Annotated in this window: 19 protein-coding genes and 1 tRNA gene; 10 read left to right on the top strand and 10 right to left on the bottom strand. The window is 58.7% G+C overall.

Features of this window, described 5'->3' with window-relative positions:
- The first annotated feature begins 26 nt into the window (after window positions 1-26).
- The 5 genes from IE127_RS17445 to IE127_RS17425 are packed head-to-tail and all read left to right on the top strand — an operon-like array spanning window position 27 to window position 5,074.
- Window positions 27-1,139 carry an ABC transporter ATP-binding protein gene (locus IE127_RS17445; protein ID WP_189427061.1) on the top strand — a complete coding sequence of 371 codons (1,113 nt, stop codon included), beginning with the start codon at window positions 27-29 and terminating at the stop codon, window positions 1,137-1,139.
- A complete protein-coding gene (locus IE127_RS17440; protein ID WP_244640306.1) occupies window positions 1,136-2,122 on the top strand; it encodes a carbohydrate ABC transporter permease in 987 nt (328 codons plus the stop codon). Before IE127_RS17445 ends, IE127_RS17440 begins: the two co-directional genes overlap by 4 nt.
- Before the next feature lie 3 nt (window positions 2,123-2,125).
- On the top strand, window positions 2,126-3,175 hold the full coding sequence (locus IE127_RS17435; RefSeq protein WP_189427060.1) for a carbohydrate ABC transporter permease: 1,050 nt from the start codon (window positions 2,126-2,128) through the stop codon (window positions 3,173-3,175).
- 13 nt (window positions 3,176-3,188) lie between these two features.
- On the top strand, window positions 3,189-4,274 hold the full coding sequence (locus IE127_RS17430) for a LacI family DNA-binding transcriptional regulator (RefSeq protein ID WP_189427059.1): 1,086 nt from the start codon (window positions 3,189-3,191) through the stop codon (window positions 4,272-4,274).
- 8 nt (window positions 4,275-4,282) lie between these two features.
- The gene (locus IE127_RS17425; RefSeq protein WP_189427058.1) at window positions 4,283-5,074 is read left to right on the top strand and encodes a 6-phosphogluconolactonase; all 792 of its coding nucleotides are present in this window, start codon (window positions 4,283-4,285) and stop codon (window positions 5,072-5,074) included.
- On the opposite strand, the gene IE127_RS17420 is transcribed toward IE127_RS17425, so the two are convergent.
- Window positions 5,071-5,970, bottom strand: coding sequence for a 2-dehydropantoate 2-reductase (locus IE127_RS17420; protein WP_189427057.1), 900 nt, complete (start codon window positions 5,968-5,970; stop codon window positions 5,071-5,073). The two genes, IE127_RS17425 and IE127_RS17420, sit on opposite strands and share 4 nt — an antisense overlap.
- A gap of 174 nt (window positions 5,971-6,144) precedes the next feature.
- On the opposite strand from IE127_RS17420, the gene IE127_RS17415 reads away from it, so the two are divergent.
- Window positions 6,145-6,237: transfer RNA gene (locus tag IE127_RS17415), tRNA-Ser, on the top strand.
- A 156-nt stretch (window positions 6,238-6,393) separates the two neighbouring features.
- Here the strand turns inward: IE127_RS17415 and IE127_RS17410 are convergent.
- Window positions 6,394-6,771, bottom strand: coding sequence for a nuclear transport factor 2 family protein (locus IE127_RS17410; protein WP_189427056.1), 378 nt, complete (start codon window positions 6,769-6,771; stop codon window positions 6,394-6,396).
- 97 nt (window positions 6,772-6,868) lie between these two features.
- Between IE127_RS17410 and IE127_RS17405 the strand changes: the two genes are divergently transcribed.
- Window positions 6,869-7,774 (top strand): LysR family transcriptional regulator, encoded by a 906-nt coding sequence (locus tag IE127_RS17405; protein ID WP_189427055.1) that lies wholly within the window; start codon window positions 6,869-6,871, stop codon window positions 7,772-7,774.
- Between the two features lie 619 nt (window positions 7,775-8,393).
- Here IE127_RS17405 and IE127_RS17400 read toward each other — a convergent pair.
- The 7 genes from IE127_RS17400 to IE127_RS17370 form a co-directional block, all read right to left on the bottom strand.
- Complete coding sequence (locus tag IE127_RS17400; RefSeq protein WP_189427054.1) at window positions 8,394-9,920, bottom strand: TolB-like translocation protein; 1,527 nt, start codon at window positions 9,918-9,920, stop codon at window positions 8,394-8,396.
- Complete coding sequence (locus tag IE127_RS17395) at window positions 9,917-10,966, bottom strand: ABC transporter ATP-binding protein (RefSeq protein WP_189427053.1); 1,050 nt, start codon at window positions 10,964-10,966, stop codon at window positions 9,917-9,919. The genes IE127_RS17400 and IE127_RS17395 overlap by 4 nt, the downstream gene beginning before the upstream one ends.
- A complete protein-coding gene (locus IE127_RS17390; protein WP_189427052.1) occupies window positions 10,963-12,021 on the bottom strand; it encodes an ABC transporter ATP-binding protein in 1,059 nt (352 codons plus the stop codon). The genes IE127_RS17395 and IE127_RS17390 overlap by 4 nt, the downstream gene beginning before the upstream one ends.
- Before the next feature lie 11 nt (window positions 12,022-12,032).
- Complete coding sequence (locus tag IE127_RS17385) at window positions 12,033-13,169, bottom strand: ABC transporter permease (protein ID WP_373297339.1); 1,137 nt, start codon at window positions 13,167-13,169, stop codon at window positions 12,033-12,035.
- Between the two features lie 5 nt (window positions 13,170-13,174).
- Window positions 13,175-14,152, bottom strand: coding sequence for an ABC transporter permease (locus IE127_RS17380; RefSeq protein WP_189427051.1), 978 nt, complete (start codon window positions 14,150-14,152; stop codon window positions 13,175-13,177).
- 77 nt (window positions 14,153-14,229) lie between these two features.
- A complete protein-coding gene (locus IE127_RS17375) occupies window positions 14,230-16,206 on the bottom strand; it encodes an ABC transporter substrate-binding protein (protein ID WP_189427050.1) in 1,977 nt (658 codons plus the stop codon).
- Between the two features lie 169 nt (window positions 16,207-16,375).
- On the bottom strand, window positions 16,376-17,785 hold the full coding sequence (locus IE127_RS17370) for a family 4 glycosyl hydrolase (RefSeq protein ID WP_189427049.1): 1,410 nt from the start codon (window positions 17,783-17,785) through the stop codon (window positions 16,376-16,378).
- Window positions 17,786-17,894: 109 nt separating this feature from the next.
- Here IE127_RS17370 and IE127_RS17365 point away from each other — a divergent pair, with 109 nt between their 5' ends.
- A complete protein-coding gene (locus tag IE127_RS17365; protein ID WP_189427048.1) occupies window positions 17,895-18,770 on the top strand; it encodes a helix-turn-helix transcriptional regulator in 876 nt (291 codons plus the stop codon).
- Between the two features lie 27 nt (window positions 18,771-18,797).
- Here the strand turns inward: IE127_RS17365 and IE127_RS17360 are convergent, their stop codons facing one another.
- Window positions 18,798-19,484: a FadR/GntR family transcriptional regulator gene (locus IE127_RS17360; protein WP_244640338.1), complete on the bottom strand. Its 687-nt coding sequence runs from the start codon at window positions 19,482-19,484 to the stop codon at window positions 18,798-18,800.
- Window positions 19,485-19,700: 216 nt separating this feature from the next.
- Here IE127_RS17360 and IE127_RS17355 point away from each other — a divergent pair, with 216 nt between their 5' ends.
- Together IE127_RS17355 and IE127_RS17350 are read left to right on the top strand one after the other, a co-directional pair.
- Window positions 19,701-20,615: an ABC transporter permease gene (locus IE127_RS17355; RefSeq protein ID WP_189427046.1), complete on the top strand. Its 915-nt coding sequence runs from the start codon at window positions 19,701-19,703 to the stop codon at window positions 20,613-20,615.
- Window positions 20,612-21,457 (top strand): ABC transporter permease, encoded by an 846-nt coding sequence (locus IE127_RS17350; RefSeq protein ID WP_189427045.1) that lies wholly within the window; start codon window positions 20,612-20,614, stop codon window positions 21,455-21,457. The genes IE127_RS17355 and IE127_RS17350 overlap by 4 nt, the downstream gene beginning before the upstream one ends.
- The last annotated feature ends 33 nt before the right edge of the window (window positions 21,458-21,490 follow it).

The raw sequence follows: 21,490 nt of genomic DNA, 5'->3' as shown, positions 1-21,490 counted from the left end.
GCCGTGACCGACCAGGAGTCTGAGCATTGGCCAGTCTGAGCATTGATCACGTCGTCAAGAACTTCGGCAATGTCGAAGTCATCAAGGATGTCAGCCTGAAGGTAAAAGACGGCGAATTCGTCGTTCTCGTTGGCCCTTCGGGTTGCGGCAAATCCACCCTGCTGCGCCTTATCGCGGGGCTCGAGGATGTCACCAAGGGCGACATCTTCGTTGGCGACGAAAACGTCACCCGCAGGTCGCCGGCGCAGCGCCGTATCGCAATGGTCTTCCAGTCCTATGCGCTTTATCCGCATATGTCGGTGCGCAAGAACCTGGCATTCGGCCTTGAGAACCTGCGCATGGACCGCAAGGAAATCAACGACCGGGTGTCGCGCGCGGCTGACATGCTAGGGCTTGAGAAGCTGCTCGACCGGCGCCCGAAAGCGTTGTCGGGCGGCCAGCGCCAGCGCGTCGCCATTGGCCGCGCCATCGTGCGTGAACCCTCAATGTTCCTGTTCGACGAGCCGCTGTCGAATCTCGACGCCAAGCTGCGCGTCCAGACGCGCGGCGAGATCATCAAGCTGCACCGCCAGCTCAAGTCGACGATGGTATACGTCACCCACGACCAGGTCGAGGCGATGACGATGGCCGACAGGATTGTCGTCATGCATGACGGCATCATGGAGCAGGTCGGCACGCCGCTCGAACTTTTTGACACCCCAGCAAATCTGTTCGTTGCAGGCTTTATCGGCTCGCCGAAGATGAACTTCTTCGATGCCACCGTGACGAGCACGTCCGGGGGCACCGTTACAGCCGATACCACCGGGCTCGGCGAGATTGCGCTGCCAATTCCCTCAGACAGCGTCAAGGACGGCGAAAAGCTGGTGATCGGTGTCCGCCCGTCCCATACGGAGGTGGGTGAAGGCCCGTTCCGGCTGACGGTGGAATACCAGGAAAGCCTTGGCACGGAGACGTTCATCTATGGCCGTCTTGCCGGTGTTGAAGAGCTGATCACGCTGCACGTCCAGCACCACTATGAAACCGATTCCGGTGTTGAACTTTCGTTCAACCTGCCTGCCGAACGGCTTCATGTCTTCCGCGCTTCCGACGAGAACCGCATTCCCACGACGACGGCCATGCAGAAGGGAGCGAGCCAGTGACCCAGGTCAAATCGCTGCTGGGCACGCTTGTTGGCTGGCTCGTCAGCATCATCGAAATCCCGTTCAACCTGATCGAGCGCGTGATCGGCGGTCGGCGAATGCCATGGGTGTTCATGCTGCCGAACCTCGTGATTTTCGGGGTTTTCACGTTCTTGCCGATTGGTCTGCTGGTGTTCTATGCCTTCACCGGCGGTACAGAGATTGTGCTTACTGACCGCCCATTCATCGGTCTCGACAATTTCACTCGGCTGTTCTCGTGCGAGAACTTCCTCTCGCCCTATAGCTGCCGGGAGTCGATGTTCTGGATCGCGGTGCAGAATACCGTCTGGTACGTGCTGCTTACCGTTTCCGGCATGCTTGCCGTGTCACTGATAACAGCACTTGTGCTCGACAAGATTACCAAGGGACGCGGTTTCTTCCGCGCGGTCTTCTTTTATCCGGTGCTGCTGTCGCCGGTGGTGGTTGGTCTCGTATGGCGCTGGTTCCTTGATACCAACGGCCTGCTGAACTCGCTGCTGGTCGATATCGGCATGGAGCGCATCATCTTCATGCTCGATGTGTTCTGGTCGAGGTTCTGGGTGATCGGCGTGTCGATCTGGTTTCAGATGGGCTTTTACACTCTCATCATCCTTGCCGGTCTGCAGGCAATTCCGCGCGACATTTATGAAGCTGCCGCCATCGACGGAACGCCGCGGTGGCGCGTGTTCACCAACATCACCCTGCCGATGCTGATGCCGAACCTCGTCGTCGTCCTCGTCCTCCTGATGATCCGCTCGGTGCAGGTGTTTGACGAAGCCTATGTGCTTACCAATGGAGGCGGACCCGGCACCGCAAACACCTTCCTGGTGCAGTACATCTATGAAACTGCGTTTGCCAGCGACATCAGGTTGTATGGCCTTGCCTCGGCCGCTTCTGTTGCAATGGGTGTCGTGCTGCTCATTCTTACTCTCATCCAGCTCGGGCTGGCGAAGAAAGCGGAGTAATCCATGTCTTCCATTGTAAACTTTCTCAGCCGCACCCGAGGCAAGAACGGCCCGGACCTCACCGACTGGCTATCCTGGTTCTGGCTGCTCGTCGGCACGCTGATCGTGGCGATCCCCATCGCATGGGCGGCGGTTTCATCGCTCAAGCAGCCGAGCGAGATCCAGCGTTTCCCGCCGAGTTTCCTGCCGGTTGCACCGGTTCAGATCCAGGTTGAGGGCTACGACAGTTCTCTTGGCCTTTGGGAAGCGGAGATCGACGGGGATACGCGCGAACTGGCTCTGATCCGTCGTATTGGCATTCAGGCGCAGATGGTTGACCCGGAGAACCCGGGAGAGACCATTAACGTCCCGACCAGCGCCATTTCCCCGGTCGAAAGCCTGTCGATCGCGCCGACGAACTATACGGACCCTCTCGAGCGCTTCAACTTTCTGACCTACCTGAAGAACTCTGTCTTCGTGACGACAATGGCGACGATATTGACGTTGTTGCTCAACTCCATGGCCGCCTTTGCCTTATCGAAGTACAAGTTCAGGGGGCGGAACGCGATGTTCATCATCATCATTTCGACCCTGATGATTCCGCTCTCTGTCGTGATCGTGCCTGCCTTCCTCGTGGTGGTCGGGCTGAACATGATCGACAATCTGTGGGGCGTGATCCTGCCGACGATTGCTACGCCAACGGGGGTGTTCCTGCTGCGCCAGTACATGCTGACGATTCCAGATGAACTGATCGAGGCGGCGCGTATCGATGCCGCCAGCGAGTTCCGTATCTTCTGGCGCGTCGTACTGCCGCTGACGGCCCCTGCCCTCGCGGTGCTGGCGATCTTCTCGGTGATCTGGCGCTGGAACGACTTCCTGTGGCCACTGATTGTTTTGATCCGGCCGGACAACTTCACGCTTCAGGTCGGCCTCAATGCGTTCCAGGGGCAGTTTACGACGCAGTGGCACTACATCCTTGCGATGACCATGCTCAGCCTTGCTCCGGTCACCGTGATCTTCGTGTTCCTGCAACGCTATATCACGGCCGGTATTGCCAATACCGGCATCAAGTAGAGCGAGTGTGACCGTGGACGAACCCAACAGCGATGCTGCGCTAAAGCCGCGGGCCAAAGTCGGTCTCAAAGAGATCGCGCGGGAAGCCGAGGTTTCGATCAGCACGGTCTCGCACGTGATGAACGGTACGGCACGCATCTCCGACGAGGTGCGTGCCAGGGTGATGCGGGTAGCGCAGGAGCTCGGTTACCTCGGCATGCGCAGGCAGCGGGCCAATACGGGCACGCTGTCCAAGCTGCTGCTGGCGGTGCCAGCTTATGGCCTGGCGCAAACTGAGGCGAACCTGTTTCTCTGGAACATCCTCTCGGCATTCAGAACGCGCTGCGCCGAACTGAACATCGCTTTGGTGCCACACTCTCCTCCCGGTGAAAATCTCACCGCAGAAGGTATCGTCCAGGCGGCGGCGAGCAATGCCTGCGACGCCGTGATGCTGATGCACGACGATCGCCCGGAGTTGCTCGAGCCGCTGGCAGCTGTTCGCAATCAGCTTCCACCAACGGTCCTCGTCAACGGCGAAGACCCGAACATGAATCTCGATACGGTATCGCCGCAGAACCGCTTCGCCGCCGGTCGCGCGGTGCGCTGGTTGACAGAGCTCGGGCATCGGCGGGTGCTGCACGTCACGTGGGGTGGTCGCACGACGATCGCGCGGCGGCGTGACGGATTCCACGATGCCATGGCGCAGGTAGGCATACCCGCGCACGAGGCCTCGGTGCTCTCCTTTCAGACCTGGGATCTGGCGCTGGCCGAACAGGTGCTGTCCGAAAAACTCGTTGAAATTGTTCGGCGTGAGAAGATCACTGCGATTTTCTGTGCTGCCGACAACGTAGCGCTACACGCGCTAAACGTGCTGCGCAGGGCCGGCATCCGCGTGCCGGAGGATGTCTCACTCGTCGGCTTCGACAATGTGATGCATGCCGAAATGAGCTCGCCGCCACTTTCAACGGTGGAAGTGCCGGTCAATCATATCGGGTCCGTGGCGCTTCGCCTGCTCGAAGAGCGGCTGATAGAGCCCTTCGATCCGACGGCGCCAACGCGACGTGTCGAGCTCGAATGCCGCCTTATCAAGCGCGCCAGTGTCGCCGCGCCAGCAAGCTGAGGTCACCCGTGCCAGACATCTCAATCCGACCAGTTGCGGAACACGCGGCCCAACTCGCTGATACAATTCTCGAGGCAGTGGACGTCGCGACTTCCGAGAACCGCAAATATCTGCTCGGCTGCCCCACCGGCCGCACCCCTACCCCGCTCTATAAGGCCATGGCCGAGAGGCTGGCGCGGCACCCACAGAGCCTTCGCGCGCTGGTTCTGGTTATGATGGACGAATATGTCGAGCAGGCGCCAGATGGAAACTTTACCTATATCGATGCAGAGGCGCACAATTCGTGCCGCCGGTTTGCGCGTGATGACATACAACGGCGCCTGAACGCTTCCCTGCCCGCTTCGATGCAACTGCCCGACGCCAATGTCTGGTTCCCGGGCCCGCATAATCCGGCAGCGTATGACGAGCGAATAAGCCATGCCGGGGGCCTCGGGTTCTTCATCCTGGCGTCGGGCGCCAGTGATGGCCACGTAGCCTTCAATCCGCCCGGCACAGCCGCTGAAAGCCGTACGCGGATTGTGCCGCTGGCCGAACAGACACGCATCGACAACATGGGCACGTTCCCGGGCTTCGCTTCCCTCGACGAAGTTCCAACGCACGGCATTTCGGTCGGTATCGCGACCATTGCTGAAGCACGTAGCGCCGCCATGCTCCTGTTCGGCGCGCAAAAGGCCGAGGCGTTCCGCCAGATCACCGGCGTGAGTGATTACCGTTCGGAGTGGCCGGCAACCGTGATACATCTCGTTCGCAACGGGCGCATACTGGCTGACGAGGCCGCTGCGCAGGTGGATGCCAGTTAGTCCTGCTGGCGATCGATCCACGGCGATCCAGAGGCTGACAACAGCGTGACGAAGAGCGCGTTGATCGGCGTCTCAATGTTGTGCTTTTGTCCCAACCTAACGATCACCCCGTTGCGGGCATCGAGCTCCATGGGGCGTCCGGCCAGCCGGTCAGCATACATTGAATTGCCGGCACCTTCGGGCGCGTTACGTGCGCCTTCGACCACCTGATCGATCAGACTGTCTTCGAGCATGGCGCCTTCGGCGCGTCCCACGTCTACGCACTCTGCCACCAGCCCGCGCACCAGTGTTTCAACCTCGCGCGACCACACGGGGCCGGTGGCCCGCATGGTCAAAGTCGTGAATGCGCCGGCGCAGTTGAGGCACAGCTTCGCCCAGGCGCGCGATTGCCAGTCCGGTACGGCAGAGACATCTATCTCAGTGCCGGCAAAGAGCTGCACCGCAGCATCGCCATTGGCACCGTGCGGAACCACGATCCATCCGAGCCGGTGCTGAACCATATGCCCGGGGGCCGATCGTGCCGCCGGTATGTCGGCAACCGCGGGGACGATACGGTCCTCTGGCACATGTCCAGCAAAATGCGCGACACGTTCCACCCCGTTCTGCAACACGATAACGCGCGTTGCCGGCCCGAGGAGTGGCTTCAGCCAGAGCGCGGCAGACGAAGCATCGTAGGCCTTGGTTGCGACAACCACCCAATCCACCGGAGCCTGCACTGAAGCTGGGTCGGTCGCCACTTCCGGTGTGGCGCGCAAGGTCCCTTTCGGCGTTTCGACCTCAAGACGTTCGAAGGGCGTTCGGGCACATATGGTGATACGATGCTCCCGATCCTGCGCAAGCCAGCAGGCCACGGTTCCGCCGAGCGCGCCCGGGCCGATAATTGCAATAGACGTCATACACCCTCCCCGTGAGCACAGGCACCAGACCGTAACGGTCGTCCTCGGTCAAGCGGTCAACCGAGCGTCCAGCACCGTGTTTTTCAAGGGTTTGCGTGCCTACGACCGGTTTACGCAAGGAAAATCCACTTCCCCTCTTGCGCATCGGCCTCGAAACCGGCTAGGTCCGGCCTTGGAGAGGTGGCCGAGTGGTCGAAGGCACGCCCCTGCTAAGGGCGCAGATGGTTTAGAGCTGTCTCGAGGGTTCGAATCCCTTCCTCTCCGCCACTGTTTTACCCAATCAGCCGGGCTTCGCCGGGAGTCCGAGATAGCTTTCCCCTCATGTCCGAGGGCATAAGCTTCGCGACCTTGACTGTTTAAGTTGCCCGCGATCAATCGCTCACAGCAACTTTGCTTCCTCGAGCACCGCCGGCGAGCAAGCGCTCAACCGTAGCGCGGCCCGGGCCTTGGTGCCGCCGGTAACAAGCACACGCTTGCCGTGATCTCCAGACTCTTGATGGCGTCGTTGGCCAACGTGAAGCGATAGGTGAAGCGGATCGGGCTGCCTGGAAAGTCGCCATGCGCCGGACCTTCCAGCACGACAGCACCACCTTCTTCGCGAACCGTTTCAGGCGTGAAGACTGCCTTTACTGGGATCACCTCTTCTTCAAACAAACGGCGAATTGCTTGCTGTCCGTCAAAGTGCTTGCCGTTGTCGATGAATAGGGCATCGGAAGCAAAAGGCTTCATCATGCCGTTGATGTCCAGACACGCGTTGGCTTCGATGTAATCCGCGATCGGCTTGGCTAACTTCAATGTCATTAATCATCTCCTTGTTGGTGATGACCTGAACTTAAGCTTGGACTTTGCCCCTGATAATCGCGATTAATCTGTATGGGGTATTGCGGAAAACGGGACAATGGCGCGCCACTCTCTGATCGAGCTCGATGCTGTTTTGGCCATTGTCCGCTGCGGCTCGTTTCGCGCGGCGGCGCTTGAGCTGGGCATGTCCACCACCGCCATCAGCAACGCGGTCATCAAGCTCGAGCGTGAGCTTAATGTGCGCCTTTTCAATCGCACAACGCGCAGCGTCTCGCTCACTCATGCCGGGCGGATCTTCGTCGCCCAGATTAAGCCGGCTCTGGAGGGCATCCAGAAGGCGATGAACACGGCGCGTTCTCAACAGGAGACCCCGTCCGGCACTCTGCGCATCAACGCCTTTGCGACGGGGGCGCGCGAGATCATGTCGCCTTTGATCGTGACTTACCTCCAGCGCTATCCGCAGGTGCAAATCGATATCGTCACAGAGGGCCGGCTAATCGATGTCGTGGCCGCGGGGTTCGACCTTGGGCTGCGTAGTGCCGACCTGGTGCCGAACGACGCGATCGCCATTCCGCTAAGCCAAACTCGCCGCATGGTCGTTGCAGCGTCGCCCACGTTTTTTGAGACCCGGCCAATGCCGCAGGTTCCGCAGGATCTGCTCTCACTCCCCTGCGTGTGTGGGCGACTTCCCGACGGGAGGCCGCTCCGATGGCGGTTCGCAAGGGATGGCGAAGAACTGCAGCTCGATGTCGAGGGGCCAATAACGCTTGACGAAGCGTCTCTGTCCCGGATTGCGGTGACCAACGGCGTTGGCGTCGGCTATTTCATGGAAAGTGATGTCCGCGAGGACCTTGCTGCCGGACGCCTCATGCGCATTCTTGAAGACTGGACACCGCCCCTCGCTCCGCTCTGCCTCTATTACTACAACCGACGCAATTCCTCCGCGGCCTTTCAGGCGTTCATTGCCCTCGCGCGAGATTTCACCGCAGGACGGCTCGGATAGCTCTCAACTCCGGATAGCAGGTCAGGAATTCAAACAGGTTGGGGCGCGTTTCAGACGGGCGGCAATTGTCCCCATCTCGAATGAAGCGGTGACTCTTGCTGACCCAGAAGCTGACTCTTGTTTCAACGACATTGCTATATCGGCAGCAGTGCACCTGGGGTAAGCGAGGACCTCAAGGCGCCTATAGGTCGCCTGCCTCGGCCTTTGTCGGGCAGTTGGCGATGGAAATGGTGGTGGTCGATGTCAGCTGGCTCGCCGGCTACATCTTGGCTAGTTCGCGTTCTCGAGGCTTGATGCTGCCAGCTGAACCAGGCACTCGCTCGTACACTGCTTCGATAACGAATTGCGTTCGGGACGCGGCTTGAGGCCGGTTCACTATTTGTGGCGTTTGTCCTAACGGAGCCAAGCGCTCAAGGGCCTCCCGCAGTGTTGGCCGCAGCGGATCTGAGAATATCACGGCGCTGATAGTCAGGCAGGTCTGGGCATTACAGCCCAACTTTACCAGAGTGGTCTCCAACTCATAGGAAAGTGCATCGAGGTCGTTCAGCTCCGTAGACATCGGTGCGGAAATCTCCGCCACGCATCCCCATGTGAGCTCTTTGCCTACCACATCAAGCATTTATCCCACCACACCGCTGACATCGACGACATAGAGCTGACGCGAGCCTTCGTGGGCGGAATCTATGCTGACTTGCTTGCCATCCCGGCTCCAGCGCGGGTGAAGATCGCATCTGATCTCGTTCTTTAGCTCCGGAGGCGAGTAGAACTTGCCGATATTCACACGCCGACCCGTGCTGAGTTCGAACAGTATGAGCGTTCTCTTGTGCTCTGCGTCAGGATACGTGTCCGTAAGCATCCATTTGCCATCGGGCGAGATCGAGCAGTGACCATCCGACGAAAAGACGTCTTCGCCGATGACCGTGAACTTGTCCGTGTCGAGGTCGTACAGCGCGTACTGGTCGTTTTCGGTGCCGGGTGTGCGTGCATAGGCAACGATGCGGCGCTCATCGAGGTAGCCGAAATGCGAGAAGTAGGTGTTGTCATGCACCAGCCTGAGGTTCGAACCGTCGGCTGCAGCACAAAAGAAACGATCGTTGAAGCGCTTGCGCGGGTCGAATTGGCAGCGATTGAGAAAAACGAAGTTACTGCCATCAGGTGATACTGTCAGGTGATTGACCCAATGTGGCCCTTCATGCATCCGGGGGATGGTTTCGAACTCGAACAGCTGCTGCAGCGAAATCAGTAGCTCGCTGTCGCCGCTCTCGAGGTCAATTCGATAGACGCCATCGTCGGCCGGATGCGGATCTGGCAGGGTATTCTCGACGCCATCGGCATAGCCATAGCCAGGCCGGGTGTAATGCAGACGGGCGTAATTGAGACCGACCGCATAATCTCTGCAGACTGCATAGAAAGAGTGTGAGAGCCGCCGTTTCTCGCCGGTCTCGATATTATGGATTACCGCGAAGAAACGATCATCTTCCCGGACGTTGTAAATGATTGTGTGCTCTGGTTCCGAGGGCAGCCACTGCAGCATAGTGCCCTGCTGCCAGCTCCAGGCGGTGGTTTCCGCCAATGGAATCCAGCGGTCGGAGTTATGAGTGTCGATCATCCCGATGATGGCAACGTCGTCACGGGTCGGTTGACGATCAAGAAAGCTGGTCTCAAGCGCCAGATGGTAGCGACCCGAAGCATTCCACGGAAATTTGTCGTAGTAACCGAAATAGTGCTGATTGCCGCTGGTGATGCGCCGCATGGGGGCTTCATGATCCTCGATCTTGTCCGACGCGGAAATGGCGCCTGGGCCTGAGCCGCTTTGAGCGTCGGCGACGGACAACGCGATGTGACGATCGATGCGGATCATTGAAAAATACTCCGTTAGGGGCGGTGTGATGACGACATCGTAGTTGCCGGATGCCAAGTTGACAGTTGCAGACAAAGCCAAGCGCTGGGGGGCGGCGCTCATCTGGACGTCGCGCTGCGCATAAGTGCGGCCATCTTCATCAGTGAGGCTGAGTAGGAGCGTGCAAGACTCTCCAGTCCACGGCGCCACCGTCACGACAATGGGCTTTCCCTGTTTTGGCTCTTCGATGTCAAAGTGCTGAAGGGCGCACTCATACATCTGGCGCCGGGTTTCGGTCTCGCTCATGCGTTGATCGCTTCAGCTGGCTTGTCGACACCCTGCAGGCCCAGCGTCTCGGCATAGTGGCAACGCGCACTGTGACCCGGCATCACTTCGCGCAATGCAGGCTCCTCGCGGACGCAGCGATCACCATCATTGTACTGGCAGCGGGTGTGGAAGGGACAACCGGAAGGGCGCGCGAAAGGATCGGGCACGCTGCCCTTGATCGAGACCAGACGACGCCCGAGCTTTCTCTGGCCAAGGCGCGGGATGGAATGCAGCAGTCCGTGCGTATAAGGATGGCGCGGCGCAGTAAACAGCTCTTTGACCGAGCCGGCCTCCACCACCTGCCCCATATACATGACCACGACATGTTCAGTCATTTGCGCGACGACTCCGAGGTCGTGCGTGACGAACATGATCGCCATGTTGAATTCGCTCTGGAGGCGCCGCATCAAGTCAAGGATCTGCGCCTGGGTGGTCACGTCGAGCGCGGTCGTCGGCTCGTCGGCGATCAGAAGCCGTGGTTCGCATGAGAGCGCCATGGCGATCATGGCGCGCTGGCGCATGCCACCAGAAATCTCGTGCGGGTATTGATCGACGATCTGCTCAGGGCGCGGCATCGCAACCTTGCCGAGCATTTCGATGGCGATAGACCGCGCTTCGGTGTTGGAAACCGACTTGTGAAGCACGATCGCCTCGATGATCTGGTCACCGATGGTATGGACCGGCGACAGAGAACTCATCGGCTCCTGGAAAATCATAGCGATCTCGTCACCGCGGATTGATCGGATCTTTCGGCTGTTGGGGTCCAGTTTCACCATGTCCACCGTCTCGCCATCGCGTCGGGTGAACTCGATGCTGCCGCCGATAATCCGGCCGGGATGCGGCACGATCCGGAGGATCGAGCGCAGCATGACCGACTTGCCGCAGCCGCTCTCGCCGACAATTCCCACCGTCTCTCCTCGATGAACCTCAAGGCTGGTACCCGCGACAGCACGCACAGTTCCTTGGGGTGTATCGTAGTGTGTATGCAGGTCGTCGATTTTCAGGATGGTATTGCTGTCGCTCATGCCTCCACCCCCTCGACCAGCGTGTCACTGGCGCCGCTGAGCGATAGTTCTTCCGCGCGATGGCAACGCACCCAGCGCCCCGGTTCCAGTTCGCGTAACTGCGGCTCTTCAGTTCGACAGCGATTGACACAGTAGCTACACCGGGGATGAAAATGGCAACCGTCAGGCCGATTGACGGCGTTTGCCAAATCGCCCTCTAGGATCTTGGGCTGCCGGACGGAATACGGATTGGCCTCCGGCACTGCCGACATCAAAGCTTCGGTGTAGGGGTGCAGCGGCTTGTCGAACAGCCGCTCGGTGTCCGACAACTCCACAATCTCGCCGACATACATCACCGCGACCCGATCGCAGAGATACTCAACGACACCCAAATCATGAGCGATGAACAGGTAAGTGAGGTTCTGTTCGGTCTGCAAATCCTGAAGCAGGTTGAGAATCTGCGCCTGCACCGAGACATCGAGCGCAGAGACCGGTTCATCGCACACGATAACCCGAGGGTTGAGGGCAAGTGCGCGCGCTATACCGATCCGCTGACGCTGGCCGCCGGAGAAAGCATGGGGGTAGCGCGACATATGATCGGCACGAAGACCGACGCGCTCCAGCAACTCTCCAACACGCCGCTTCACCTCTGCCCCCTTTGCAAGCCCGTTTACGATCATCGGCTCGCCGATAATATCGAGTAGCGTCATGCGCGGGTTGAGCGAGGAGATGGGATCCTGAAAGATCATCTGAACGTCGAGCCGATAGGGCCGCAACGCCTTTCCCTTGAGCCTGGCGAGATCGACTGGTTCTTTCTCGTCTTTAGGGCGGTAGAGCATTTGCCCATCGGTGGGCTCCAGTGCTCGTGCGATACACCGTCCGAGAGTGGTCTTGCCGCAACCGCTCTCGCCGACAATGCCGAAAGTCTCACCTTCGATAACATCGAAACTGATGCCATCAACTGCTCGAAGCGGGTTGGGGGCCGGACCGAATAACGGCTTCTTGCCGCCATAATGCTTCTTGAGCTGGCGAACACTGAGAATAGGCGTGGCGGTTTGCGTGGTATGTTCAGACAACGCGCGACCTCCTAGCGGGAAAACGGATCGGCTGCGTCACGCGCGCCGTCACCGACAAAGTTGAAGGCAAGCACGACAAGGATCACGCACAGGGCCGGCCCAATCCAGATCCACGGATAGAACTGGACGATCTGCACGCTCTGCGCTTCCTGTAGCAGTACGCCCCAGCTCACGGTTGGGGGCTTGAGCCCGACACCGAGGAAGCTCAAGGCGGTCTCGCCAATGATGATGTTTGGCACCGCCAGCGTCAGCGTAACGATCACGTAGCTCATCAGATTGGGTACAAGATGCTTGCGGATGATGCGCGGCTGGCTGGCACCGTAGACTTTGGCAGCTGTGACGAAATCCTGTTCACGCAGCGCCAGAAACCGACCGCGAGCGACACGTGCGGTACTGGTCCATGAGATCAGCGAGAGGACCGCAAGAATGGCGAAGTACTGATAAACCGGCGGCCAGTCGCGAGGCACGGCCGCGGCCAGTCCCAGCCATAGCGGTATGGTGGGGATGGCAATGATGGCTTCGATGACTCTTTGAATGAAGCTGTCGATCATGCCGCCGTAGAGACCGGAAATGCCGCCAATGACCAGCCCCAGAACAAGACTGAGCAGCACGGAGATAATGCCGACGGACAGCGAAATCTGCGCCCCGTAAACCAGCCGGCTGAGCATGTCGCGCCCGAAGTCGTCGGTACCGGCAAGGTGTACGTAGCCGTCTTCGACGCCGAACAGGTGAATGTCGGCGTCAAACAGGCCGAACAAGCGGTAGCTCTCACCCTGAACGAACAGCCGTAGCGGGTAAATCTCGTCCGTATCTGTCGTATATACTGGCCGCAGAGTGTCGAGATCGCGCGTCATTTCGTAGCCGTAAACGAACGGCTGCAGGTGAAAATTTCCTTCCGCGTCTTTGAAGTGAATGCCTTGAGGTGGCGCGTAGAGATTGTTGGAACGACTTGCAGGATCATATGGCGACACGAATCCGGCAAAGATTGTCGCGAGGTATGCGAGGATCAGGAAAATCCCCGAGGCAACTGCAAGCTTGTGCTTCTTGAATTTCCACCACATCAATCGCGTTGGCGAGATAATGCGGTTCGACACACCTTCGGCGGCATCCGCCGGGGGCGGCATGTTTGCGACGCGTTCATCCACCATCTGGGTCATAGCTTGATCCTCGGGTCGGCCCACACGAGAAGCAGATCCGATATGAATGTGCCGATCACGGTCAGTATGCTGAGGACGAATATGATCGAGGCGGCAAGGAACATGTCCTGGGAGCGCACCGCATTCAGCAGCAATGGCCCGGTCGTTGGCAGATTCAACACCGTTGCGGTGATCTCAGTGCCGGATATCAGTGCCGGCAAGGTGAAGCCGATTGTCGAAAGCACCGGCGAAATGGCAACGCGTACAGGGTATTTCATGATCAGCCGCCATTCGGACAAACCCTTGGCGCGCGCGGTCTCGACATAGGCCTGGCTGAGCTCATCAAGCAGCATGCCGCGCATTACGCGGATGGTGGCTGCGGTGCCCGACGTGCCGATAATCAGAATGGCGATGGACATATTCTGCATCATGTCCAGCACCTTGCCGATCGACCACGGCGCCAGCTCGTACTGCGGCGAGAACAAGCCGCCGACATTGCCGCCGAAATAGCGCGAGGTAACGTAGATCATGATGATCGCGAACAGGAAGTTCGGGACGGCAAGCCCGATAAACCCGACCAGCGAGAACACGTAATCCAGCGGCGAGTACTGACGTACGGCGGAGTAGATGCCGATCGGGATGGAGACGGCATAGACGAAGAATGCCGTCGGTATGGTGATCGCCAGGGTAAGCGGCAAACGCTCCGACAACAGATCGATCACGGTCCGCTGGTATTGGAACGAGATCCCCATATTGCCTTGCAGCAAATTGGTTATCCACTTGAAATACTGCACCGCCAGATTGTCATCGAGCCCGAATTGGGCCCGCAACGCGGCGACAGCGTCCTGAGTGACGATCTGTCCGCCGGACAGCGTCGCAAGGTAGGAATTGACGAAGTCGCCTGGCGGCAACTGGATGACGATAAAGGCGATGATACTGATCACGAACACCGTGACGAGCATCTGCACCGATCGCTTGGCAACGTAAGGTAACATCGAGCATTCACCATGGCCGGAACGTCTGGCGAAGATGGAGAGGCAGCGTGGGAGCCACCGCCTCTCCTTGGGAGAACTTAAGTGCGTTCGCCTGACCAGGCGCCGCCTTCAAAGTAGGTTTGCTCGATGTGGTAGTGATAGTTGCCGAGCCAGGAGAAGCCGGTGAAGCCCTCTTCCGGGTAGTTCATGAAATTATCGCCGAGAATGACCGGGATTGGCACCTCGCCAACATCGCCAATATTCCAGAGGTGTTCGGCATTAAGACCGAGGATTTCCTCTCCGATCTCGAGGCGGCGCGCCTCATCGATCGTCACCTTCATTTCGTCGAACAGGTCCTGAACGCGCTTGACGTCTCCGGTCGGCTCCTCACCACGTTCGCCATCGGTCGCGTACCACTGAGCCCAGGCCATGCCCCATACGTTCCAGCCAGTTGGCTGGTACGGGACGTGCCATTCCGGCGAGTGCGGGAACATGGAATCCGAGCACTTGTCGCCAATCCAGATTCCAACTTCCATGTCGTTGTTGTCGATCAGCGCCCGCACCTGCTCGCGAGAAACTGTGCGCACGTTGAAGGTGATGCCGACTTCGCGCATGAATTCGATGATGAGTTCGGCAACTGAGAGACTGCCCGGATCATCTACCGGGATATCGATGTTCAGGATCAAGGGCTGCCCATCCGGCCGCAAGCGCATGCCCTGCCCATCCCGTTGATCAAGCCCGGCCTCGTCAAACAGGCTGTTGGCTGCATCCGGGTCGAACTCTGTGTCTTTGGTGACCCACTCATCGTTGCGCCACATCGATCCGGGGATCATCTGAAGCTGCGAGGGCACCGCGAAACCGAGATAAACCACATTGCCGATCTGCTGACGGTCTAGTGCCAGAGAAAAGCCGCGCTTAAAGCGGATGTCATTGTAGATTTCGCGAAGGGCCGGGTCTTTAACCGTATGGTTGAACATGATCGTATGTTCTGCCCCACGGTCGGTCAGCCACAGCCGGGCAACATAGTTTCCGCGCTCCTGTCCGTCCCTGTAGAGCGGAAGGTTCGTAAACGTGGTGTCGGTGTTCACCCAATTCAGTTCACCTGCGGCGATCGCCGCATCGCGCACTTCACTGCTCTCGAAATTGGTGAGGATAATCCCGTTGATATAGGGCAGTTGCCGCCCATCCGGATCAACCTTCCAGTAGTACGGGTTACGCTCGGCCACCAGAATATTGAGGTTCATCGCCTGAGCAAGCCGGTATGGCAGTAGCGTCGGCATATCCGGATTGTCGAATGGCATGCCGTACTGAACGTTTGAACGGTTGTTCAGAAGTTCGTCCCAGGTCTGGAAGCCGGCTGCGCTGATTTTGGCCTGAAGCTCATCGGGGTCCGCAAAGTCTTCATGGAACTGCTCAAGGTAGTGCCTCGGCATCCAGCGAACGATATTGACACCTGGAGCATGGGCCAGAAGCCGTGGCAGATTGGCGTGGACATTCGCGAAGGTCCACTGGACGGTGTAATCGTCCACCATCTCGAACTCAGGCACTTCGCCCTCGACCATGAACTCTGACATTGGTGCCGGGCTGATGGTGGAGTTTAGGTTGATATGGTTCCACCAGAAATCGACACCACGCGCATCGAATGGCTCACCATCTGACCATTTCAACCCCTGGCGAAGGTGCAGCACGAACGTTCTGCCGTCATTGGTATATTCCCAACTCTCAGCCAGGTTCGGTTCGATGGTGCTGCCGTCACGCGCTAGCCGAAGAATGGGCTCTGGCCCCCAAGTCGAACGCGCCTGAAAGCCACGGTTCTGAATGATACCGGTGCGGATCTGCCCGCCATATTCGCCGGCTGAATTCAGCGGCTCTACGACAACCGGCGAACCCGGCAGGCGCTGCTCTACGGGCGGAAGGTTTCCCTGAGCCACCAGCTCGGCGAGTTCCGGTGCCTCCGAGTACATCGAGCCATCTTGTCCGAAAACAACGCTGGCCGATCCTGAAAAAGCGGCTGCGCCAACAGCTGCGCCACTCAGCTTCAGGAACTGGCGACGTGACGCCTTGTGCTTATGCATTCTTCCTCACTCCCATTATTTCTTGTCGCGCAAAGCGCGACCCTCCTCTGGTGTGCCAGTTGTTATTTTTCGGCACTCCCAGAAATCTATGTTCTTGGCCAAGCCATGTCGTTCGACATTCTGGCCGGAGAAACTCATACAAGAGCTTCAGGCAGCGACCGCGCGGCCTCTACGACGCGACAGCCCGCAAGGAGCCCTCGCCTCCATACCAATGCTGAGGAATGTTATCCCGCTCAGCATCCAGCAACTCGTCGATCAAGGCTTCGGTATCCGCGATAGAATTGGTCAACGGATCCACCAACAGCGCCCTGCGCAGCAGAGATCTGTCACCCTTGGCTACCGCTTCGGCCGTAAGTTCATGTGTGTCGAGAACAATTTCCTGCATCGAACGCAGACCACGCGGCATGTCGCCCACCGGACGGGGACGCGGTCCGTCCATATCGATATCGCAGAGAAGTTCGAGATAGGCATCGTCTGCCATGTTGCTGACAGCACCGTCATTGTAGGTATTGATATAGAACGGCTTGCCGAGATTACCGACCATGTTCTCGATGATATCGGTTGCGTGGTCCGGCCCAAAGGTCGTCATGAACTCGCTGATCGGTGTCTGGCCCGTGACGAAACCATCGATCTGCTCCCACATCTCACGGTGACGCGCGTAGCGAGCTTCGGTTTCCCAAAGCGAGAGCGGCGGAATCTCTTCTTTTGTCACGCCGTGCCCTTGCCAATAGCGAACATATTCCTTGGTGTGGGCGACGCAGGCAGGAACCTTGTCGAACATCTGAAACAGCTGATAGCCGATGGCGTCGTTGTTGATCGCCTTTGCGCCGGTGTCGCCACCATCGGTTTCGGTGGCCGCTCTGCGTCCAATTGCAGCGCCGATATCTGGAATAACATCGCGCCCTTCGTATTCGGCTTTAAGCACCCATGTGAAATGGTTCACACCGGCAATGCGCAGATCGAACTTGCTGTCGATTTCGGCGCTCAGTGCCTCGTTTTTGGCGACGAGACCGGCTCGTTCGGCATAGCGGCGCTTGATATGCGGCATGTGCAGACTGTCGCAGAGGCCGAAGCTCTTAAGGTTCGGAGCAAAGCGCTTCAGCGCCATGCCGTTCACCGCCGAGGGGTTGATGTAGTTGATGACCCATGCGTCCGGGCAAAGTTCCTCGACGTCGCGAGCGCAATCGAGGATGTGTGGTAGTTCACGCATCGCACGGAATACCCCGCCTGGGCCGATGGTATCGCCCGAGCACATGCGGATGCCATATTTCTCGGAGATCTGTGTATCGAGGCCCCGATAGCGAACCGTGTCCTTGGCGAAGCTGAGGACCACGAAATCCGAGCCTGCCAACACCTCGCGCCTGTCCGTACTGGCTTCAATGGTCAAAGCAACACCTTCATGATCCGCGACCATGCGAGCCAGCTTCTCGAGCTTGTCGAGGCGCTCTTTATCCGTGTCGACTAGCGTCAGAGTACCGCCATTGAGGTGTGGCGAGTGCACCATCTGCCATATTGCCTGACGGCCGAAGAACAGACTTCCGGCGCCGATAACGGTTACTTTAGGGCTGGTACTGGCCATGATTTCCTCCCGATGGGCAGCGCTTTGCCGATGTGTTTGACAAGCTGTTTGTCGCAACGGACTATCTCAGTCTCGATGGATCGTCTTTCGAGATAGGAGGATGAGAATTTTGAACACCGAGGTCTTCGAGATGTATCGACGGCCAAATTTCGTGGTGCTGCCGGAGCTTGGCAGCCTCGGCATGTTCGTCACGTCAGAGTCACGGATCGGTGGAGAGCGGCGCGATGGGCCGGACGGACTGGAGTTGGGTTATCTTGAGAGCGGCAGCGTAGAATGGTGGGATGGCAGCACGCTTGATGAAGCACGTCCGGGCAGCATCTTGGTCGACAAGCCAGGGGACTGGCAGGGCGGTACCAATGCTATTGTCCATCCTTGTACTCGCTATTGGCTGCGTTTCAATTTCCCGGAAACCGGAGCACTTGAAGGCTTGCCGTTGTCGACCACCGAAGCCCTGAGCAAGGCCTTTCGAAAGATCGACCGTCGTCACTTTCCCGGGTCTGGAAAGATTCGTGAATTGTTTCAGGGCCTGCTCTCAGAACAACGCCAGCCTACGCAGTACTCGGAGGATCTCGCCAGATCACTGTTTCATCAGGTCTTGATCGCTGTCTTAAGAGATCACGACTGGCTCAAAAGGCGGCAGATTTCTGATGCCACAGCCCATGCTTTGGCATATCTCGATGAGCACTCCTGCCAGGAAATCCGTGTGGAAGATGCTGCTCGATGCGCCGGCCTGAGCACAGGCTATTTTCACGACCTGTTCTTGAGAGAGACTGGGATGACACCATCGCGCTATCATCTTCAGCAGCGTATGGGGCGGGCCAAACAGTCGCTCATTAAACAAGACGGCACCGTCACCGAGATAGCGATGGATCTGGGCTTCTCATCCAGCCAGTATTTCTCCACAACATTCAAGAAGGTCGTCGGACTGACCCCAGCGCAGTACAGAACGCTCAGGCGAGGACAGGAATCTAGTGGTGTGACCTAGCGACTGGTTCGCGTGGACCAGTTACACCTAACTCTCGCTATCGCGCAGCCGCTCCAGGTGAACTTTCATCGCCATTGCAGCGGCCTCGCCATCTCCGCATTGTATATGCTCGAGTATTTCCGCGTGATCGCAATCGATGTCGTGCCACAAATGCGGTTTGCCGGGAGAGTCCTTGGCGCAGCGCGCAAACACCCGCCAAACCGGCGGTGCAATCAGCGACATTAACCGATTGCCCGCAGCCTCCAGAACAGCGTGATGAAAATCGACGCTGTGGTCGGTCCGCTCATCTGTTTCCCGCCCACCTTCGACACTCGCTGCAGCGATACGGATACGCTCCAGATCCTCGTCCGTGCGGCGCTCTGCAGCCCAGCGCGCTGCCGGCACCTCAAGCACCAGCCGCGTTTCATAGATCTCGGCTGCGGTGAGCCGGTCGCCGCCGTTCATCAGGCCAAGACCGTTTTCGATGTTGTTCTGAACGAAAATCGGATCTGGAATGGCAACGAATGTCCCACCGCTGGTACCGCGGGTTGTCTGGATCAGCCCTTGTGAACTGAGCATCCGCAGCGCCTCGCGCGCAGTGTTTCTGCTGACGCCGAAATTTGCGGACAGTTGCGCCTCAGACGGCAGTTGTTGGCCTGGCTGAAGGCCACCGCCCATGATCAAGTCACGAATCTGGTCTGCGATCTGATGATAGGCGGGGCGCACCTTGCGCACAGGCAAGGACGCGATCCTTTTTGGCTTCGCCGCTTTAATGTCCAACGTTTGCATCCTCCTCTGCCTTCAGTATGTGCAATTTGCCGTTTAAAAATTGCACAGCCTGCACACCTGCTGATCTTCTTAGCATTTCTTGCTGATTTTAGCGAGATTCAGGTTGCGAGACCAGCGAAACTGATCCTAGCTTTTAAATGTTGGACATTTAGAGGCGTGACCATGGGGCGTTACATTCTCACGCGGATCGGCTGGGGCATCGTTACACTTTTGGCGATCCTAACCTTATTTTTCCTGGCGCGCTTGACCGGCGATCCGGTGCGCCTTCTGCTGCCGGATCAGGCAACGCAGGCCGATGTTGAGGCGATGCGCAACGCGCTCGGTCTGAACGGCCCCCTGATCGAGCAATACTGGACATTCATCACCGGCGCGCTGACAGGCGATGTTGGAGACTCCATCCGCCAGCAGCGACCGGCGCTCGAACTGGTGCTCGAACGCCTCCCGGCGACCCTGGAACTCGCTATCAGCTCTTTCCTTTTGGGCTTTATCGCAGCGCTCGGTCTGGCTGTTGCAGGTGAAATCAGCGGCAACCGCAAACTGCGCAGTGCGCTGCTGTGGGCCGCCACGTTCCGACAGTCGGTGCCACCTTATCTGTTCGGCATTCTGCTGATCCTCATCCTGTCGGTGAACATGGGGCTGTTGCCGGCAATCGGGCGCAGTTCCCTCGCCTCCTACGTCATCCCGGTGCTCACCATGGCAACGTTTGAGGTCGCGCTTTATCTGCGCCTGTTCAACACGTTCTTTGACGAGATGCGCGCCAATGACTGGGTGCGCACCGCAATCGCCAAGGGCGTCAGCCGCCCGCGCCTTGTGGTGCGCCACATGCTGCCCAATGCGCTGTTGCCGGTCATCACAGTCGCCGGTCTCAACCTGGGCATTCTGGTAGGCGGCACCGTCGTGCTCGAAATGGTCTTCAACTGGCCCGGCATCGGTCGGCTGATCGTTCAGGGCGTCACCCAGCGCGATTATCCCATCGTCCAGGCCGGCGTCGTCGTTACCGCCACCGTCTTCATCCTGATCAACATCGTGGTCGACCTGCTCTACGCCCTGCTCGACCCGCGCGTGAGGCTCGCATGACCGACGCTGTATCAACCGCCCCGCGCAGACAGCGCCTGCGCATGAATCTGTCGCTGATTGTCTCGCTGACAATGTTGCTGACGGTGCTGCTGCTAATCGTTGTGGTGCCGCTCTGGCCGGGATTCGAACCAGACAAACAATCGCTGTTTTTCTCGCTCGAACCGGCTTTTCAGAACCCGCAATATCCGCTTGGCACAGATGCGCTTGGCCGCGACTTGTTGAGCCGTGTGTCCGTTGCGGCGCGGGTCTCGGTGCTGGTGGCGCTTGGCGCTGTGAGCATCAGCGCCGCCGTCGGCATTCTCATCGGGCTGGTGGCAGGCTGGCTGCGCGGGCCTGTGGACAGCGCGCTGATGGCCATCGGCAACATCCAGCTGGCGGTCCCCGTGGTGCTGCTTCTCATCGTTCTCGTCGCTGCGCTCGGCTCCAGCCCACTTCTGCTGGTCGTATTGTTAGGGCTGGTCAACTGGGTCGGTTATGGCCGCGTCGTGCGTGCCCAGGTGGTGTCGCTGCGTGAGCGCGAATTCATCACCGCTGTCACAACTGCAGGCGGCTCCGGCTGGTGGATCATGCGCAAGCACTTGCTGCCAAACGTCCTCCCCGCCGTGTTTGTGCTCGCCGCATTCGATGTCGGCGTCATCATCACCGTTGAATCCTCACTCAGCTTTATCGGTCTCGGCATTCAGCCGCCCACGCCCAGCCTCGGCCTGATGATCAGCGAGGGCCAGCGCTATTTGCAGACCAATATCGGGCTCACCCTGCTGCCGGCGTTGGTCATCTTCTTTCTGATCGGCGGAATCCAGTTCGCCTCCCAAACCCTCACCAAGAATCCACGACGCGGCTGATCCTCCCCAGCCGTCCTTGCAACAGGAGCATCC

The organism is Devosia pacifica (genome assembly GCF_014652635.1).
In the GTDB taxonomy this organism is placed as follows: Bacteria; Pseudomonadota; Alphaproteobacteria; order Rhizobiales; family Devosiaceae; genus Devosia; species Devosia pacifica.
Note: the sequence above shows the minus strand (reverse complement) of the source record. Positions and strands in the feature narration are given on the sequence as shown.

Coding starts and splice junctions, on each gene's coding strand:
- IE127_RS17350 (WP_189427045.1), top strand. CDS start 20,612: ATGACCGACGCTGTATCAACCGCCCCGCGCAGACAGCGCCTGCGCATG.
- IE127_RS17420 (WP_189427057.1), bottom strand. CDS start 5,970: ATGACGTCTATTGCAATTATCGGCCCGGGCGCGCTCGGCGGAACCGTG.
- IE127_RS17385 (WP_373297339.1), bottom strand. CDS start 13,169: ATGGTGGATGAACGCGTCGCAAACATGCCGCCCCCGGCGGATGCCGCC.
- IE127_RS17370 (WP_189427049.1), bottom strand. CDS start 17,785: ATGGCCAGTACCAGCCCTAAAGTAACCGTTATCGGCGCCGGAAGTCTG.
- IE127_RS17410 (WP_189427056.1), bottom strand. CDS start 6,771: ATGACATTGAAGTTAGCCAAGCCGATCGCGGATTACATCGAAGCCAAC.
- IE127_RS17435 (WP_189427060.1), top strand. CDS start 2,126: ATGTCTTCCATTGTAAACTTTCTCAGCCGCACCCGAGGCAAGAACGGC.
- IE127_RS17355 (WP_189427046.1), top strand. CDS start 19,701: ATGGGGCGTTACATTCTCACGCGGATCGGCTGGGGCATCGTTACACTT.
- IE127_RS17380 (WP_189427051.1), bottom strand. CDS start 14,152: ATGTTACCTTACGTTGCCAAGCGATCGGTGCAGATGCTCGTCACGGTG.
- IE127_RS17405 (WP_189427055.1), top strand. CDS start 6,869: ATGGCGCGCCACTCTCTGATCGAGCTCGATGCTGTTTTGGCCATTGTC.
- IE127_RS17395 (WP_189427053.1), bottom strand. CDS start 10,966: ATGAGCGACAGCAATACCATCCTGAAAATCGACGACCTGCATACACAC.
- IE127_RS17375 (WP_189427050.1), bottom strand. CDS start 16,206: ATGCATAAGCACAAGGCGTCACGTCGCCAGTTCCTGAAGCTGAGTGGC.
- IE127_RS17400 (WP_189427054.1), bottom strand. CDS start 9,920: ATGAGCGAGACCGAAACCCGGCGCCAGATGTATGAGTGCGCCCTTCAG.